This is a genomic window from Clostridium amylolyticum (assembly GCF_900142075.1).
Taxonomy (GTDB): Bacteria; Bacillota; Clostridia; order Clostridiales; family Clostridiaceae; genus Clostridium_AA; species Clostridium_AA amylolyticum.
Genome location: NZ_FQZO01000005.1, coordinates 173916 through 189520 on the forward strand (window position 1 = coordinate 173916; position 15605 = coordinate 189520).

The window sequence follows — 15605 nt, forward strand, 5'->3', positions numbered from 1 at the left end:
AAACTGTAACTTTAATAAAAAAGCATTAACATATTAGAAGTTATAAGAACTTCTTGATAAGTTAATGCTTTTATAATTTACTTAACTACAATTCTATTATAGTTTTTCTTTCCTCTTTTCACCATAACGCTACCATCTTTTAAATCCTCTTGTAATAGCTGTCTATTAAATTCTGTTACCTTTTCATCATTTAAAGATAACCCACCTTGTTGAATTAATCTTTTACCTTCTCCTTTGGAGGGTATTATGTTAGTTTCCACTAAAATATCTAATAAAGCACCTCCAACTTTATCCTTAGAAACAGTCACAGTAGGCACATTGCTTAAATCTTTTCCTGCTCCAAAAAGCGCTTCTGACGCAGTCTGCGCCTTTATAGCTTCTTCTTCCCCATGGACTAATTTAGTAACTTCGTAAGCTAAGGCTTTTTTAGCTTGATTTATCTCTGCTCCCTCAAGAGCTGATAATCTTTTTACTTCTACCATAGGAAGGAATGTCAAAAGGGATAAGCACTTTTCCACATCACTATCATCAATGTTTCTCCAATACTGGAAGAACTCGTAAGGTGAAGTCTTATTAGCATCTAGCCAAAGGGCTCCATTTTCTGTCTTACCCATTTTCTTCCCTTCACTGTTAGTTAGCAGGGAGCAAGTCATAGCATAAGCTGATTTTTGTGCTTTTCTTCTTATAAGCTCCATACCAGCAATCATATTAGACCATTGATCATCTCCACCAAGTTCCATAGTGCAGCCATATTTTTGATTTAACACATAAAAATCATAACCTTGCATAAGCATATAATTAAATTCTAGAAAGGATAATCCATTTTCTAATCTTTGTTTAAAACACTCAGCAGTTAGCATTCTATTTACTGAAAAGTGTACTCCCACTTCTCTTAAAAAATCTACATAGTTTAAGTCTAAAAGCCAGTCTCCATTGTTTACTAGTAGCGCTTTCCCTTCACTAAAATCTATAAATCTTTCCATCTGTTTTTTTATACTCTCAATATTATGAGATATTTCTTCTTTAGTAAGCATTTTTCTCATATCGGTTTTACCTGACGGGTCTCCTATCATGGCGGTACCTCCACCAAGTAACGCTATAGGTCTGTGACCTGCCTTTTGCATGTGAGCCATAAACATTAATGCAATAAAATGACCTACATGAAGGCTGTCTGCAGTAGGGTCAAAACCTATATAAAAAGTAACTTTTTCTTTTTCTAACTTTTCTTTTATCTCATCTGGATGTGTAAGCTGTTTTATGTAACCTCTTTCCATTAAATCATCAAAAACGCTTATCATAGGTCTTCCTCCTTTAGTATGTAAGTTAATTAACAAATCTATTTTATAATAAATAAGTAAAAACTGCAAAATAAGTTAATAATAAAAAGCCCCTAACATAAGGAGCTTCTTTTATTTTAATTGAAATTGTTTTCAAAGTTAATTAAGCAACGTACTTTTTAATGAATTCCGGCATCTCATCATAATTTTCTTCATTAATGTTAATAAAGAAATCCACATTAAACTGTTCACTTAAATTATCTAATTTAAAAAATAAATGTGCCGCATCAGGAAGATCACCTGCAATAATATTTGACAAACCATCAATGTAGATTTGTTCAATATCATAGTCTCCCGAAAGGATGCCGCACAAATAGCCATAAAAACTTTCAAAGTCTTTCAACTGAAAGTCCTCAGTGGTAATGAATCTTATTTCTCTTTTTAGTGAGTACATGGGCCTGCTATCATCATCAATATAAACAATATTTCCGTTAATTAAATCAGACTGAGAATTGGCAAGCTCAATTAATTTTTTTGTTTTTCCTGAACCTCTCTTATTACAAAATACCTGAATCATTAGGACCACCCCTTTTATTTTTTTAGGTGAAATAATATGATTAACTTAATTATATAATAGTCAGAATATTTTTGCAACTGCTTAAAAACTTATTACTTTTTCCATATTTCTTAAATAGCTTAATATTTCACATTAATTCACCATTAACCTGCCATATATTATTTAAATCAACGCTTTAGGTAATTAACTCCTGGAAAAATTACTTTAAATCTATTTTCTACTTTTGAATTTATAAAGATAACCTTTTGAGAATTTTTAAATGATTCTTTCATTTTTCTAAATCCTTTTCCTGCACCAGTAAAAACATCATTCCCATCTAAAGTAAGTATTTTTTCATATATCCAAGCATTTCTCTTAGGGTAATTTACTTTTTTATCATCTTTACTGTGAGGTATAAGCTCTCCAGGGCTAGATACTGTAATGCTATTATAATCAATAGTGATTTCTATTACACTTTCAAAGTCTGTATAATCTCTATATAGCACTGAATTCTTAACCCCCTCTGATAGAGCCCCTACAGGGTAATTCAAAGGAAGAATTTTATTTAATACCTTAGTACATTTAATCGCCATATCTATAATATTTCCTTGAATTATAATTTCCTTGCTTTGAAGTTTATTTACTTTATTACATATTCTTATCATATTATGTGGAAGATATACACTATTCATATCGCAAAATACCAGTAATCCTCCTAAAGTACATTTATAATTATTATATTCCTTATCAGCATATATTATAGAAGCGCTTTCCATAAGAAATACCCTATTATCTTCATTAACTTCTATACCTTTGGATTTAAAATATCTATCCACCAATTCAAAGTTTAAGAAATTTGTACTGCTATTTAATATGGGACATGTCTCTGCATTTAAACTTAAATTTTCTTGAAAAGAAGCTATTATTTCTTGCTTCCTCATGGTATCAGTAGTAGAACCCCTTCTTATAAGAAAAGACCCCTGTTCTTTAAGCTGATACGGTCTTTGGAGACTATCGTATATAGTTATAAGTGCTATATTTTTATTCTCAACTTCTATATATTCCACAGAAACAGGAATGGGGGGGTCACATCTACTACTTACTATTTGCTGAATTTGTTCTTCTGTGAAATAATCTTTCTTATCTATTCCTATAATAGCTTTAGTTTTATCTTCAACTCCAACTACTATATAACCTCTTCCCCCTCTAGAGTTAGCGATAGCACATATATCCTTAGCCAGTTCCTTTTTACCACTTTCTAAATTCAGTTCTAATTTTTGCTTAAAATCTAATTTTGTTCCTTCTTCCCTTTTTAACAAACCTATAATCTTTTTCCTATCCATATTTTTACCCTCTTAATTTTATATTAATATATATTATGATTTTTTTAATTATTATATATTATTTATGTCAGAGTATAATTATAGAATAATTTATTGTTAGATTTAATACAAATAAAGCTTAAACCTCATACCAAGATTTAAGCTTTTAACGGTGGCCCACAACAAACCACTTTATCTTTTCCTGAATTTTTTGCAACATAAAGCATTTCATCTGCATTGTATAAAAGTTCTTCAATGTCACTCCCATTATACGGATAAAAACTAATTCCAAAGCTAGCTGTAACTTTTCTACAAACATTACCTAGAGCTATATAATTGTTTGATATTTTCTTTCTAATATTATTAATTTTATTATATACTTCTTCTATAGAAGGTACATTATCTATATAGATTATTAATTCTTCTCCTCCATATCTAGCAAGCATATCTTCTTCTTCTAGGTTTTTTTCTAATAAACTCACAGTTTGCATCAAAACTTCATCGCCAAAAAGATGTCCAAAAGTGTCATTTATCTTTTTAAAATTATCAAAATCTAACATTACTATTGCAAAATTATGCTGCTTGTCATCTTGAATTTTCTTTCTCATGAGGTTTGTAAGATATTTTCTATGGTATATGTTAAGGAAAGGATCTCTTTTTGCACTCTCTCTTATTTTTTTATATAAAAGACTATTTTCTATAGCTATACCTATTTGATTGGCAATAGATGATATAAATTTTATGTGATCACTGCTGAAAAAGTTGAACAACGAATGCTCAACTATTATATAACCCATGAATTTTTCTCTTAGCTTTATAGGCACTCCAATCACTGAATGAATGCTACTCCTAGTTTTTACATCACCAAATATAGGTGTAGTAGAATTGATAACAAAAGGATTTTCATTTTGAATTTCACTTAAAAAGGATTCTTCAAGTATATTAAAATTATCGCTTATACCATTAGTGGCCTTGGCTATAAGCTTGTTTTCTTCTTTTAAATAAATAGATGAATATGTTGCACCTAATATACCAATAATCATGTCATTAATCATGGTTATTATATTTTCATCCCTTAAGTAAGAGTTTATATATTTGCTAATCTCCACTATATTAAAAAAAGCATCCAGGTTTTTTTCCAGCTTCATATTCTTATCATTTAAAACCTGCATTTGATTTTCAGCAAAATTTTGATAGGTTTGAAATTCTTCTGAAAGTTTAATATACAGACTCTTATAGTCTTCCATAACTCTACTCTCCCAATAACTAGTAGTAATAAAACAGTATAACCTTAATTATTACAATTAAAGTTATACTGTAACTTTCTTACTATTATTATACTATGATTATCTATAATTTGTAAATTGCAGCGCTATATTAAAATCCTTTTCTTTCAGCATACTCATCACTGCTTGAAGATCATCCTTAGCTTTTCCTGTCACCCTTAGTTGATCTTCCATTATCTGAGCTTGAACTTTTATCTTGCTATTTTTAATTTCACTCACTATTTCTTTTGCTTTATCCTTTGCAATTCCATTGACAATCTTAGCGTTAACCCTTGCGGTACCAAGTGTTGCCTTTTCAACTTTTCCAAACTCTAGTGCCTTTGGGGAAATTCCTCTCTTTATAAGCTTAGCCTTTAAAATTTCTATTACTGTTTCAAGCTTATACTCATCATCAGAGATAATTTTAATCTCATCTTTTCCTAATTCTATTTCTGATTTACTATTTTTAAAATCATATCTCTGGCTTATTTCTTTCTTAGCCTGATTAACCGCATTATCTACTTCCTGAATATCCACCTGAGATACTACATCAAAGGAATACGTAGCTGCCATTTTTATTCCCTCCTTAATATACGGCATCTCCAAAAAAACAACTAGTCAGTCTACTCGTCTATTTCGCGTAATACTGCGTCCACAGATCCCACTAATAGCCTCACTATTAATGGAACTTGTGTCCTTGTCTTACGCAAAATATACTTTGCACCTTTAACTAGTTATTTTTTACGATGCCTAAACTATCTACAGTTTAAGATATTTCTCTTACTTTATCAATAGATAACAACACTATTTTGCATTAAGTATTGTACTAGAGCCTTCAATAACCACTTCTGGATATATTTTCAACTCTGCTTTTTTTAAAGGACTATCTATATTTATATTAGGATACTTCATTTCAATTTCTCTCTTAATATTAAATATATCTAAATCCTTACCTTTAAACTCCTCAAAGAGCATAGTCCCATATTTTTTTATATTGTTTTCTGCATTTTCTTGAAGCTTTTTAATATTTTCTTCTGAAAGCACCATTTTACCTTGAACATCCCCTATACTAGCACGAATTTTCACAGTCTTTATAAGCTCTACTTTATCTTTTTCCACTTTAATGTCTGTTTTAGTTTTTCCATTAAGTATTTCTAAGGTGACAATCTTCTTTTTATCATCTGGGTTGGTTACTTCTAAGGTTCCTCTATTTACTTTATTCATTAAAAAGTTATAACTTAAACCTTGAGATATCTGCATCCTATCTACAAGCTTTTCTTTATTTATAACAGCTCCTCCCACCAATTCTAAGTTGTCTCTAAGCACTCCTTTTTTTACTTCCACAGCAGACATTATAGTAATCCCATCTCCTAGCTTGCTTGTAACCAAATAGTCATTTAAATTAAGATTTATGGTACGAGGTGAGGTTTGCATTTTATTTACAACTTCATTTAGAAATGCACCTAAATATTCTTCATCATTGGAGGCTAACTTCATAAGTCTGTCTATCTCTCCATAGTATACGAATAAATAGGATCTTACTACTAGCTCTTGATCTCTATTTAAAAAGTCCATATAATTTTCTAATCCAGCTTCTGCAGCTTTTTGAGAAAAAATTATAGCTTTATTTTGAGTATAGTTAAGTATATAGCTAGACGAAAGGTTTAGATTTCTTTCTGCTTCAAACAAGGATTTACCTTCTCCTTTAAAAATTATTCTCATTCCCTTTTCTGAACTTTCATTGGTATTTCTATAAGGTTTAATTGTATCAGTATAAAGGACTATATTATTATTTTCATCTAAATCTATAAGCATGCTGGTTACAAATATTACCCTGTTTATATCTTTATAATTATAGCAGCCAGAAAACAGTATAGTCATACTTATTAATACCATTATTGAAAATCTAAATTTCTTATTCATTGTTATGATCCTCCACAAATATCCCCTTAGAAATGTCATCTAAATTTCCTCTAATAAATATATCTTTAAATCTAAATTTCTTTATAGTTCCTAATGGGAATATATAATTATAACCGCAGCTGTCTAGTGCAGATAAATGAGATAATAACATCATTAGTCCTATATAAAAACCCGGCAGGCCTAAAAAGGAGGAAAATATTAATATAATTAAAGACCAAAGTGAAGCTGCCGTATACAGCTTTGGTATAAGAAAATAAGATACTGTGCTTATAGCTACTACTATAAGTGTGGTTCTTGAAGCAAGACCCGCTCCTACTGCAGCATCTCCCAGTATAAGTGCTGATACTATACTCATGGCTGTACCAATAGGTTGAGGAAGTCTTAATCCCGCCTCTTTAATAAGCTGAAAAAAGAACATCAAAAGCAAAACTTCTATTATGGTTGGAAATGGTACTCCTGCTCTAGATACCGCCATTCTAAAAATTAGCAATGAAGGTATAAGAGAAAAATGGTAGGTAGATATCGCAAGATAAAACCCGGGTAACAATATGGCTATAAAAAATGATATCCATCTAATTATCCTAGTAAAAGTGCTGAAGTATTTGTTTATATAATAATCATCTGCAGTTTGAAAATTCTCCACAAAAAAATGTGGAACTGTGGCAACAAAGGGTGTACCATCCACTACTATAGCAACCCTTCCTTCCATTATCCTAGCTACGGCGGTGTCAGCTTTTTCCGTATAACCCGTAGTATCAAAAGCTGAAGATTTATTTTTAAGTTTTTCTTCTATATAATTGGTATCTAACACAAAACTTGAATTTATATCCTTTACTGCCTTCCTTACTTTATCTACTAACTTTTCAGGTGCAATTCCTTTAATATACATTATACAAACTACTGTATTGCTACTACTCCCGGCATATATTGGTTCTACTTTTAAGTTAGAGTTTTTTACTCTTCTTCTTATAAGAGTTATATTATCTACAAAAGCTTCAGTGAATCCTTCCCTAGGTCCTTTAATAACCTCTTCTGTAAGTGGGATTCCCACACCTCTTCTTACATATCCTTTAACTTCGCAATATAAAACCTTAGACTCCTTTGCAGAAATTATTAATATGTCCCCTGACAATAAATGAAGGTATGCATCCTTAGTATCCTTCACCCAATCTACCATATTTATGTTAAGCACTTTGCCTTTAACATCTAATAAGCTGTTAATATCCTCATTCATGATTTCTAAAGGCTTTATTATGTAATCGCTGATAAATATGGTACTGCAGAGAGTATCTATAAATACTAAGGTAACATCTCCTATAACAGTTTTTATATCCCTATATTTAACATCAAAATTATCTTTAAAAGTTTCTTTTAGATTATCTACTAATTTATTCATTATAATCACCCTAATTTATTATCAACTTAATAAGGGTTTAATATTCATATTTTTGAGAATAATAGTAATGGACATTTGTGTAGAAAGAGGATGATATAATGAACACTTTATCTAGTAAACATTTATTTTTCGTGATATTGGGTGTTGCTCTAGTATCTTTAGAAACATATCCATCTGTTTATGTAACCTTAGGGGGAAGGGATAGCTGGATAGGAATGTTAGCTGCATCATTTATATTTTTTTTCTTTGCTTTATATGTTATGAATGGCATAAAAAATACTAACTGCTATGATATAAAAGAAATACATACTAAAGCTTATGGCAAAATTATAGGCAAAATAATGCTTTTGTTATACTCTATAATGTTACTTATAACTGCTGTAGAGTGCGCCACTGTAGAGGCTAGTGCTTTACATACCAATGTGTTTATTGAAACGCCTGTATGGTACATATTATTATTTTTTATTGTACCTGCCATATACCCTATAAAAAAAGGAGAAGTAGCTATTATCTTAACTACAATAGTTACTGTGGTAATGGTGTACATTACAGGAGTCATAATCTTAATATTAGGAATAAAGTATAATCACTATAATTATTTGAAACCTATATTATCTCAAGGTATAGTACCAGGATTAATGAAATGTTCTCTTGAATTACTAGGTTTATTCGGTTCGTTATTCATAATCCTGCCTTATCTAACTGTAATAAGAGAAAAACAAAAAGTTAATAGATATGTCGCTATAGCTTTAATTGTAGTAATCTTAATGTCCATTGCCTCCATTACCAGCCTTTTAGCTACCTTTGGTCCTGAAAGAACCTCTAATATATTTTATCCTAGGTCTGTGCAGACACAGCTTTTTTATTATGGTGGTTACCTAGAATTTAGCGAACTATTCATTATTTTGCAAATTGTAGCTAGCTGGTTTATAAAATACATACTTTGTCTTTATGCTTTTATATTAATTTATAAAAATTATTTCAATAATAGAAAATTTATGATTTACATCTTATCTCTTTTCATTTTTATAGCATCATTTTTATTATCTAAAAATAATGTTACCCTTTTCAAACTACTAAATTACTATGCTAATATTTCCCTAGTAGGTTTTATCATTTTACCATTTATAACCTTTACTTTACTGCGTATAAGAGGAAAAAAAGGTGGCAAAAGTAGCTCTAAAAACAAAGTATAATTGCCATTTAATCCTAATTTATAGGTTGATAAAATAGGTCTATATGATATAATATATATGTAAATTTATTAGTTTCAAACGGTTGGTAATTTTATAATCACGGTACTTCCTTATGGTATAGGAAGCCCACACTGATCAGTAAAATTATCCCTATATTTAAGGAGGTATTTAAAACCATGGAAGACAAGAAAATAACCTGTAAAGACTGCGGAAAAGAATTTATTTTTACTGTAGGAGAACAAGAATTCTACAAGGAAAAAGGCTTTGAAAACGATCCAGTTAGATGCCCTGAGTGCAGAAAAGCTAGAAAAGTTCAAAAGAATCAAAGAGAAAGAAGATAATTAACAACCTGCGGTTTCCCGCAGGTTTTATTACTTATTACCTCTTATTTTTACCTATTACTTCTTACTTATTATTTATTATTTAACACAAATTTTTTTTCAATAGCCTTTATAAGTGGAATAGATATAACTACACCAGAGACAACTTGAAATATATTTGTAGGCACATCTTTTAGTGCATAAACAAAGGCCGCGTATGAACTAACAAACTCACCTGTTAATAAGGTTCCTATTAGTACTTGAGAAAAATAATAAGCTGTTACCATCCATACACTAGACAGAAGAAATGCCAGGATTTGAGTTTTTACACTATTTGATGTATTCTTCTCTATAATAGTTGCTGCTACATATGCCATTACCCCTTTTATTACAAAAGAAAAAGGTGCCCAAATGGCATACCCACTCATTAAATCAAAAAGAGCCATGCCTATCGCAGAAGCTGCTGCTCCTTTTCTTTTCCCTAAAAGAGCTGCTGCTACAAAAACCATGCAATCTCCCAAATGAATAACTCCTCCAGCAGTAGGCACATGAATAATATAAGCTGCTAAAAATACAATTGCCGCCATAAGTGAAACTTGAACTAAACTTTTAGTCTTTTTCATTGTTTTATAAGCCCCCAGTTTTATATTAATATAATTAACTTACAATTTTGCTTTCATTATAATTATATTATTTTTACCTAAAAACTCAAAGACAATTTTTTATGAATTGATTATCTATATTAAGGAAATACTAAGGTAACAAATAAATTATATGGAGGTATAATTATGGGATTTTTAAGATGGTTGGGCGGAATAGTTATTGTGTTTTGGTTAATAGGATTAATTTTTAAAATAGGAGGAGCCTTTATAAATGTTCTCCTGGTTATAGCCGCTTTGGTTTTCCTAATAGATTTTATTTTTGGAAGAAGAAAAAGCTAACTAAAATCATATCCTTGACATAAAATACATTAAGGAATATCATATATATAAGTAAATATTTACATCGTTGATGAGAAGCAAGTAAGCTTTAACACAAGTTTAAAGAGAGCTGTATATGGTGAAATTACAGTAACAATGCTTTAGCTGAATGGGTCTCTGAGAGCATAAGTGAAATAACAGTAGCTTATGACGTGCACCTTACGTTAAAAGGGATTGATATGTTTGTATCTTTAAAGAGGAGATTTTTCTCGAATATAGGTGGTACCGCGTAAACTACGCCCTATGGATTTTTGTCCATAGGGCTTTTATTATTAATAATATAGGAGTTGATAAAATGGAAGAAAGAAAAAAAGTTATTTTTAGTGGAATTAAACCTTCTGGCGAATTAACCCTGGGTAATTATCTAGGTGCTATAAAAAACTGGGTTAAGCTCCAGGATGAGTATGATTGTTACTTTTGTGTAGCAGATCTTCATGCAATAACTGTAAGGCAAGAGCCCAAAGACTTAAGACGAAGGACTTTAGAGATACTTTCAATATATATAGCTGCGGGTATTGAGCCTAAGAAAAACACTATGTTCATTCAATCTCATGTACCTGCTCATTGTGAAGCTTCATGGCTTTTAACCTGTTCTACCTATATGGGAGAGCTTAGCAGAATGACACAATATAAAGACAAATCAAAAAATATGGGAGATTCAATAAGTGCAGGATTATTTAACTATCCTGTATTGATGGCAGCAGATATTTTACTTTATAATACAGACTTAGTTCCTGTAGGAAAAGATCAAAAGCAACATTTAGAATTAGCTAGGGATATCGGTGAAAGATTTAATAATCTTTATAGCCCAACCTTTACTATACCTGACGGATATATCTCCACTTCTGCTGCAAAGATCATGGATCTTCAAGACCCTTCAAAGAAGATGTCAAAATCAGAAGAAAATCCTAATGGCTATATACTCATTATGGATCCACCTGAAGTAATAAGAAAGAAAGTTAGCAGAGCGGTTACAGACAGCATTGGTGAAGTAAACTATACCGATGATCAACCTGGTGTTAAAAACCTTATTAATATTTTAAGCGCCATAAAATCCTTATCTCCTGAAGAAATAGTGGAATTCTATAAAGGTAAGGGCTATGCAGACTTCAAAAGAGATGTAGCAGAAGCCATTGTTTCAGAACTTGAACCAGTTCAAAAGAAAGTAACAGAGCTTCTAACCAATAAAGACTATCTAGAAAGCATCTACAAAGCTGGCGCAGAAAAAGCCAACTACGTGTCCATGAAGACTTTGAGAAAGATGCAAAAGAAAATAGGACTGATTCAGAGATAACTTGGAATTGAGAATTTAAAATTTAGAATGAAGGTGGAAACTCCCGACGGAGTTTCTTCTAATTTATGTTTATAAAAACGCCCAAAGGACAAGTCCTTTGGGCATTTTTTATACAATTCTTAGTTTTTCTGATTCTTTTCATCAGAAAAACATCCTTCATTCTACATTTTAAATTCTAAATTTTAAATTATTTAAGTGCAAACTTCGTTATAGCATATGCTACCCCATCCTCTTCATTTGTTTTGGTTACAAAGTCAGCTACTTCTTTAGCTTCTTCATAGGCATTGCCCATAGCTACTCCTAGCCCTGCATATTCTAGCATATGTAAGTCATTACCTGCATCTCCTATGCACATAACTTCTTCTTGTTTTATGTTTAAGGCATTAGCCAAGGCTTTAACCCCTTCTCCTTTATTGCTGCTCTTATTTAAGAACTCTAGGAAGTATGGGGTGCTCCTCACCACGGTGTACTTTTCATATAACTCTTTTGGTAAGGCATTTATGGCTTTGTCTAATATTTCTGGCTCATCTATCATCATTACTTTCATTATATACTCATCATTATCTACATCTTCCACAGCCTTAATGGTTATAGGAATCTTATTAATATTCCCTTCTACTTCGGTGTATTTACTTAATTTAGGAGTAATACATCCCTCTTTAGAAAATGCATGTATATTAACATTTAAAATTTTACTTATTTCATAAAGATATTTATAATCGCTGCCTTTTAATGTATTTCTTACTATTATCTCATCTGTGGAAGTATTTTGTACTAAAGCTCCATTAAACACTAAGGCATAATCATTATCCTTCATTAGGTTTAATTTCTTTAAGTATGGCTTAATTCCTTCTAAAGGTCTTCCGGTAGCTAAAATTACTTTAATACCTTTATCTGTGGCTTTTTCAATGGCTTCAAAAGTTTCTCGAGATATGGTTTTATCCTCTTTTAAAAGTGTTCCATCCATATCTATAGCAATAAGCTTATACATGTTTTTCCTCCGTTTAAATATTTATAATATTTCACATTAAATTATAGCATTTATTACATTATTAATTTTAAAAAACTATTTCATTTTACTTAGATATTATGTATCAACATCGTTTTCATCCCACTATTACTTCCATTCCCAATTAATATTATTACATAAAGAAAGCCTTTATATTCAAATTATTAATTATAGGAAGTATATCAATTTAGTTGAAAATAGCACCTTAAATTGTTATAATGACTATGTTTGTAAATAATCGCTTATAATAAAGAAAGAACATTTTTTACTTAGTATAGATGGAATAGATAGCGGACAACCGCATAAAAATTAGGAGGCAAATCGTGGCACATTTAAGAGATGAAATAGAAAGAAGACGAACATTTGCAATTATTTCCCACCCTGACGCTGGTAAAACCACCTTAACTGAAAAACTTTTACTATATGGAGGTGCTATAAGATTAGCAGGTTCTGTTAAAGCTAGAAAAGCATCTAAACATGCTGTTTCTGACTGGATGGAAATAGAAAAACAGAGAGGTATATCTGTTACTTCTTCTGTTATGCAGTTTAATTATAATAATTACTGCATTAATATACTAGATACTCCAGGTCACCAAGACTTTAGTGAAGATACCTATAGGACACTTATGGCTGCGGATAGCGCTGTAATGGTTATAGATGGAGCTAGAGGAGTGGAAGAGCAAACTAAAAAGTTATTTCATGTTTGCTCATTAAGAGGTATTCCTATATTCACTTTTATTAATAAAATGGATAGAGAAACTCGTGACCCCTTTGAACTATTAGAAGATATAGAAAATGAGTTAGGCATTAAGTCTTACCCTATTAACTGGCCTATAGGATCAGGTGCCGATTTTAAAGGAGTCTATGAAAGGAAAGATCATACTATTCAGGTATTTAATGGTGGAAATCATGGTCAGACAGCAGTATCCTCTGTGCATGGTGACATTTCCGATCCTGTGTTTAATGATCTTCTTGGAGATTCCTTACATAATAAACTAATGGAAGATATAGAGTTATTAGATATAGCAGGAGATGACTTTGATATAGAGAAAGTAAGAAAGGGAGAGCTTACTCCTGTTTTCTTTGGAAGTGCGTTAACTAACTTTGGTGTAGAAGCTTTTTTACAAGGCTTCCTTGATAGCACCTCTGAGCCTCTTTCAAGAGATTCCAGCATAGGAGAAATAAATCCTATAAACGATGATTTTTCTGCTTTTATATTTAAAATTCAAGCTAATATGAATCCTGCTCACCGAGATAGAATAGCATTTATGAGAATAGTATCGGGTAAATTTACAAAGGGGATGGAAGTATATCATACTCAAGGTAAAGGAAAGGTTAAACTTTCACAGCCTCAACAATTCCTAGCTCAAGACAGAGAAATAGTTGAAGAGGCATATGCAGGAGATATCATAGGGGTTTTTGATCCGGGTATATTTAGGATAGGTGATACCCTATGTTCCCCTTCCAACAAATTTGAATTTGATGGCATTCCTACCTTTGCACCAGAGCATTTTGCCAGGGTAAGACCTATGGATACCATGAAAAGGAAGCAATTTGTAAAAGGAATAACTCAAATTGCTCAAGAAGGTGCCATTCAAGTATTTAAAGAATTGTTTATTGGTATGGAAGAACTTATAGTCGGAGTGGTAGGAGTATTACAATTTGAAGTGTTAGAATATAGGTTAAAACATGAATATGGTGCTGACATAAAAATGGATAGAATGCCTTATCGTTATGTAAGATGGATAGAAAATGAAAATATAGATATAGATTCATTAAATCTTACTTCCGACACTAAGAAGGTTAAGGATCTTAAAGAAAGAAACTTATTAATATTCCAAAACGATTGGGGAATCAATTGGGCCCTGGATCATAATAAAGAATTAATTCTTTCTGATATCGGAAAAACTAATTAAAAATATTAAAATCAGCTTATATATTAACGGAGTATTGTCTTTAAGATAATGCTCCATTTTTAATGGAAATGAAACATTCACCTTTTTATCTGTTGTTCCATATTATAAATTGTAAACAATAAACTAGAAGGGTTTATATATGTATTATTGGGACTTTAATAACTTTCCTACAGATGAAGATAGAATGGATTACGAAGAAATAGATGAATACGGAGAATTTGAAGTAGAAATGCCTGATGCTAATTATAATAATCCTTTTTATTCTCCTTATGAATACGGCTTTAGAGACTCCAGACAGCTTTATCCACCTGGGCCACCTCCTTCCACTGTTCCTCAAAAAAGCATGGCCAAGTCTGGTGGAGGTGGAATTTCACCTAAAGCCATAGATCCTGGACAGATCAACTTTTGCCTATTTAAGTTTACTTATATATGGCAGACTAATGGCCGGGCTTACTGGGCTTATCTTGTAAAAGCTGGAAGGCGCTCCATTGCTGGATTCCGTTGGAGAAGAGGCCGTTGGGTTTACTTTGGCTTAGATCTTAGAAGTATAGATTCTTTTTTCTGCATATAACTAAAAAAAGTCTGAGCATTAGCGATGAAAAACCGCTAACGCTCAGACTTTCTTAATTGAAAATTTAAAATTATTATTTATTTTTCCATAGTCCGTGAAGGTTACAGTATTCTCTTACAGAAATAATATCTCCATCTATGTGGAAGATAGCTTCTGGAACATCTCCTGGTTTTAAATCTTTTCTATATACCTTATCTTCTGTTATTACTTCAATCCATTGAATATAATGTTCTTCAGTCATAGGATGGGTCACACTTCCAACTTTAACGTGTACCTGATCATCAATTCTTTCTACCACTGGAACATGTTTTTCTAAAGCTGCATCTACTGTGTTTTCTTCCATTAGTTTCATTGGTTGGTTACAGCAAACAAGGGTGCCACCACCACTATAAAGCACCTCTACAATATTCCCGCATACCATACACTTATACACTTGTAATACCTTAGTCATAATGAACCTCCTTAATTTTATTGTCTACATAATAATTATATACCAAAATAGTAAAAAAACTTATAATATTCACCGAATTATCAATTATTTACACATTATTAATTAATTTTCCACACCACTACAATAATT

Annotated in this window: 16 protein-coding genes and 1 other annotated feature; of the genes, 6 read left to right on the top strand and 10 right to left on the bottom strand. The window is 31.3% G+C overall.

Features of this window, described 5'->3' with window-relative positions; genetic code table 11:
* Nucleotides 1-77: 77 nt before the first annotated feature.
* The 7 genes from tyrS to BUA82_RS12510 all read right to left on the bottom strand — a co-directional run bounded on the left by tyrS (nucleotide 78) and on the right by BUA82_RS12510 (nucleotide 7739).
* On the bottom strand, nucleotides 78-1298 hold the full coding sequence (tyrS, locus tag BUA82_RS12480; RefSeq protein WP_073008642.1) for a tyrosine--tRNA ligase: 1221 nt from the start codon (nucleotides 1296-1298) through the stop codon (nucleotides 78-80).
* Between the two features lie 142 nt (nucleotides 1299-1440).
* Nucleotides 1441-1854 (bottom strand): hypothetical protein, encoded by a 414-nt coding sequence (locus BUA82_RS12485; RefSeq protein WP_073008645.1) that lies wholly within the window; start codon nucleotides 1852-1854, stop codon nucleotides 1441-1443.
* A gap of 167 nt (nucleotides 1855-2021) precedes the next feature.
* Nucleotides 2022-3176, bottom strand: a complete 1155-nt coding sequence (locus tag BUA82_RS12490; protein WP_073008648.1) for an AlbA family DNA-binding domain-containing protein — start codon at nucleotides 3174-3176, stop codon at nucleotides 2022-2024.
* A 137-nt stretch (nucleotides 3177-3313) separates the two neighbouring features.
* Nucleotides 3314-4402, bottom strand: coding sequence for a sensor domain-containing diguanylate cyclase (locus BUA82_RS12495; RefSeq protein WP_073008651.1), 1089 nt, complete (start codon nucleotides 4400-4402; stop codon nucleotides 3314-3316).
* A 99-nt stretch (nucleotides 4403-4501) separates the two neighbouring features.
* Nucleotides 4502-4993, bottom strand: a complete 492-nt coding sequence (locus BUA82_RS12500; RefSeq protein ID WP_073008653.1) for a YajQ family cyclic di-GMP-binding protein — start codon at nucleotides 4991-4993, stop codon at nucleotides 4502-4504.
* Between the two features lie 231 nt (nucleotides 4994-5224).
* Nucleotides 5225-6343 carry a Ger(x)C family spore germination protein gene (locus tag BUA82_RS12505; RefSeq protein ID WP_073008656.1) on the bottom strand — a complete coding sequence of 373 codons (1119 nt, stop codon included), beginning with the start codon at nucleotides 6341-6343 and terminating at the stop codon, nucleotides 5225-5227.
* Nucleotides 6336-7739, bottom strand: a complete 1404-nt coding sequence (locus BUA82_RS12510; RefSeq protein ID WP_073008659.1) for a spore germination protein — start codon at nucleotides 7737-7739, stop codon at nucleotides 6336-6338. Before BUA82_RS12510 ends, BUA82_RS12505 begins: the two co-directional genes overlap by 8 nt.
* Nucleotides 7740-7837: 98 nt before the next feature.
* On the opposite strand from BUA82_RS12510, the gene BUA82_RS12515 reads away from it, so the two are divergent.
* Both BUA82_RS12515 and BUA82_RS12520 read left to right on the top strand, forming a co-directional pair.
* On the top strand, nucleotides 7838-8935 hold the full coding sequence (locus tag BUA82_RS12515) for a GerAB/ArcD/ProY family transporter (RefSeq protein WP_073008662.1): 1098 nt from the start codon (nucleotides 7838-7840) through the stop codon (nucleotides 8933-8935).
* 176 nt (nucleotides 8936-9111) lie between these two features.
* Nucleotides 9112-9276 carry a zinc-ribbon domain-containing protein gene (locus tag BUA82_RS12520; protein ID WP_073008665.1) on the top strand — a complete coding sequence of 55 codons (165 nt, stop codon included), beginning with the start codon at nucleotides 9112-9114 and terminating at the stop codon, nucleotides 9274-9276.
* 71 nt (nucleotides 9277-9347) lie between these two features.
* Here BUA82_RS12520 and BUA82_RS12525 read toward each other — a convergent pair whose 3' ends face one another.
* Nucleotides 9348-9878, bottom strand: coding sequence for an ECF transporter S component (locus BUA82_RS12525; protein WP_073008668.1), 531 nt, complete (start codon nucleotides 9876-9878; stop codon nucleotides 9348-9350).
* Between the two features lie 165 nt (nucleotides 9879-10043).
* Between BUA82_RS12525 and BUA82_RS20495 the strand changes: the two genes are divergently transcribed.
* Entirely contained in the window at nucleotides 10044-10196 is a 153-nt protein-coding gene (locus BUA82_RS20495; RefSeq protein ID WP_143148624.1) for a lmo0937 family membrane protein, read from the top strand.
* A 58-nt stretch (nucleotides 10197-10254) separates the two neighbouring features.
* Nucleotides 10255-10482 (top strand) — a binding site (T-box leader).
* A 48-nt stretch (nucleotides 10483-10530) separates the two neighbouring features.
* Nucleotides 10531-11529 carry a tryptophan--tRNA ligase gene (gene trpS / locus BUA82_RS12530; RefSeq protein WP_073008671.1) on the top strand — a complete coding sequence of 333 codons (999 nt, stop codon included), beginning with the start codon at nucleotides 10531-10533 and terminating at the stop codon, nucleotides 11527-11529.
* Nucleotides 11530-11716: 187 nt separating this feature from the next.
* Here the strand turns inward: trpS and yidA are convergent, their stop codons facing one another.
* A complete protein-coding gene (yidA, locus tag BUA82_RS12535) occupies nucleotides 11717-12520 on the bottom strand; it encodes a sugar-phosphatase (protein WP_073008674.1) in 804 nt (267 codons plus the stop codon).
* 341 nt (nucleotides 12521-12861) lie between these two features.
* Between yidA and BUA82_RS12540 the strand changes: the two genes are divergently transcribed.
* On the top strand, nucleotides 12862-14454 hold the full coding sequence (locus BUA82_RS12540) for a peptide chain release factor 3 (RefSeq protein ID WP_073008676.1): 1593 nt from the start codon (nucleotides 12862-12864) through the stop codon (nucleotides 14452-14454).
* 139 nt (nucleotides 14455-14593) lie between these two features.
* Complete coding sequence (locus BUA82_RS12545; protein ID WP_143148625.1) at nucleotides 14594-15025, top strand: hypothetical protein; 432 nt, start codon at nucleotides 14594-14596, stop codon at nucleotides 15023-15025.
* A gap of 73 nt (nucleotides 15026-15098) precedes the next feature.
* Here BUA82_RS12545 and BUA82_RS12550 read toward each other — a convergent pair whose 3' ends face one another.
* On the bottom strand, nucleotides 15099-15476 hold the full coding sequence (locus BUA82_RS12550) for a desulfoferrodoxin (RefSeq protein WP_073008678.1): 378 nt from the start codon (nucleotides 15474-15476) through the stop codon (nucleotides 15099-15101).
* Nucleotides 15477-15605 lie beyond the last annotated feature (129 nt).

Excerpts from the sequence above, each read along its gene's own strand:
- tyrS (WP_073008642.1), bottom strand. The coding sequence starts at position 1,298 with ATGATAAGCGTTTTTGATGATTTAATGGAAAGAGGTTACATAAAACAG.
- BUA82_RS12485 (WP_073008645.1), bottom strand. The coding sequence starts at position 1,854 with ATGATTCAGGTATTTTGTAATAAGAGAGGTTCAGGAAAAACAAAAAAA.
- BUA82_RS12490 (WP_073008648.1), bottom strand. The coding sequence starts at position 3,176 with ATGGATAGGAAAAAGATTATAGGTTTGTTAAAAAGGGAAGAAGGAACA.
- BUA82_RS12495 (WP_073008651.1), bottom strand. The coding sequence starts at position 4,402 with ATGGAAGACTATAAGAGTCTGTATATTAAACTTTCAGAAGAATTTCAA.
- BUA82_RS12500 (WP_073008653.1), bottom strand. The coding sequence starts at position 4,993 with ATGGCAGCTACGTATTCCTTTGATGTAGTATCTCAGGTGGATATTCAG.
- BUA82_RS12505 (WP_073008656.1), bottom strand. The coding sequence starts at position 6,343 with ATGAATAAGAAATTTAGATTTTCAATAATGGTATTAATAAGTATGACT.
- BUA82_RS12510 (WP_073008659.1), bottom strand. The coding sequence starts at position 7,739 with ATGAATAAATTAGTAGATAATCTAAAAGAAACTTTTAAAGATAATTTT.
- BUA82_RS12515 (WP_073008662.1), top strand. The coding sequence starts at position 7,838 with ATGAACACTTTATCTAGTAAACATTTATTTTTCGTGATATTGGGTGTT.
- BUA82_RS12520 (WP_073008665.1), top strand. The coding sequence starts at position 9,112 with ATGGAAGACAAGAAAATAACCTGTAAAGACTGCGGAAAAGAATTTATT.
- BUA82_RS12525 (WP_073008668.1), bottom strand. The coding sequence starts at position 9,878 with ATGAAAAAGACTAAAAGTTTAGTTCAAGTTTCACTTATGGCGGCAATT.
- BUA82_RS20495 (WP_143148624.1), top strand. The coding sequence starts at position 10,044 with ATGGGATTTTTAAGATGGTTGGGCGGAATAGTTATTGTGTTTTGGTTA.
- trpS (WP_073008671.1), top strand. The coding sequence starts at position 10,531 with ATGGAAGAAAGAAAAAAAGTTATTTTTAGTGGAATTAAACCTTCTGGC.
- yidA (WP_073008674.1), bottom strand. The coding sequence starts at position 12,520 with ATGTATAAGCTTATTGCTATAGATATGGATGGAACACTTTTAAAAGAG.
- BUA82_RS12545 (WP_143148625.1), top strand. The coding sequence starts at position 14,594 with ATGTATTATTGGGACTTTAATAACTTTCCTACAGATGAAGATAGAATG.
- BUA82_RS12550 (WP_073008678.1), bottom strand. The coding sequence starts at position 15,476 with ATGACTAAGGTATTACAAGTGTATAAGTGTATGGTATGCGGGAATATT.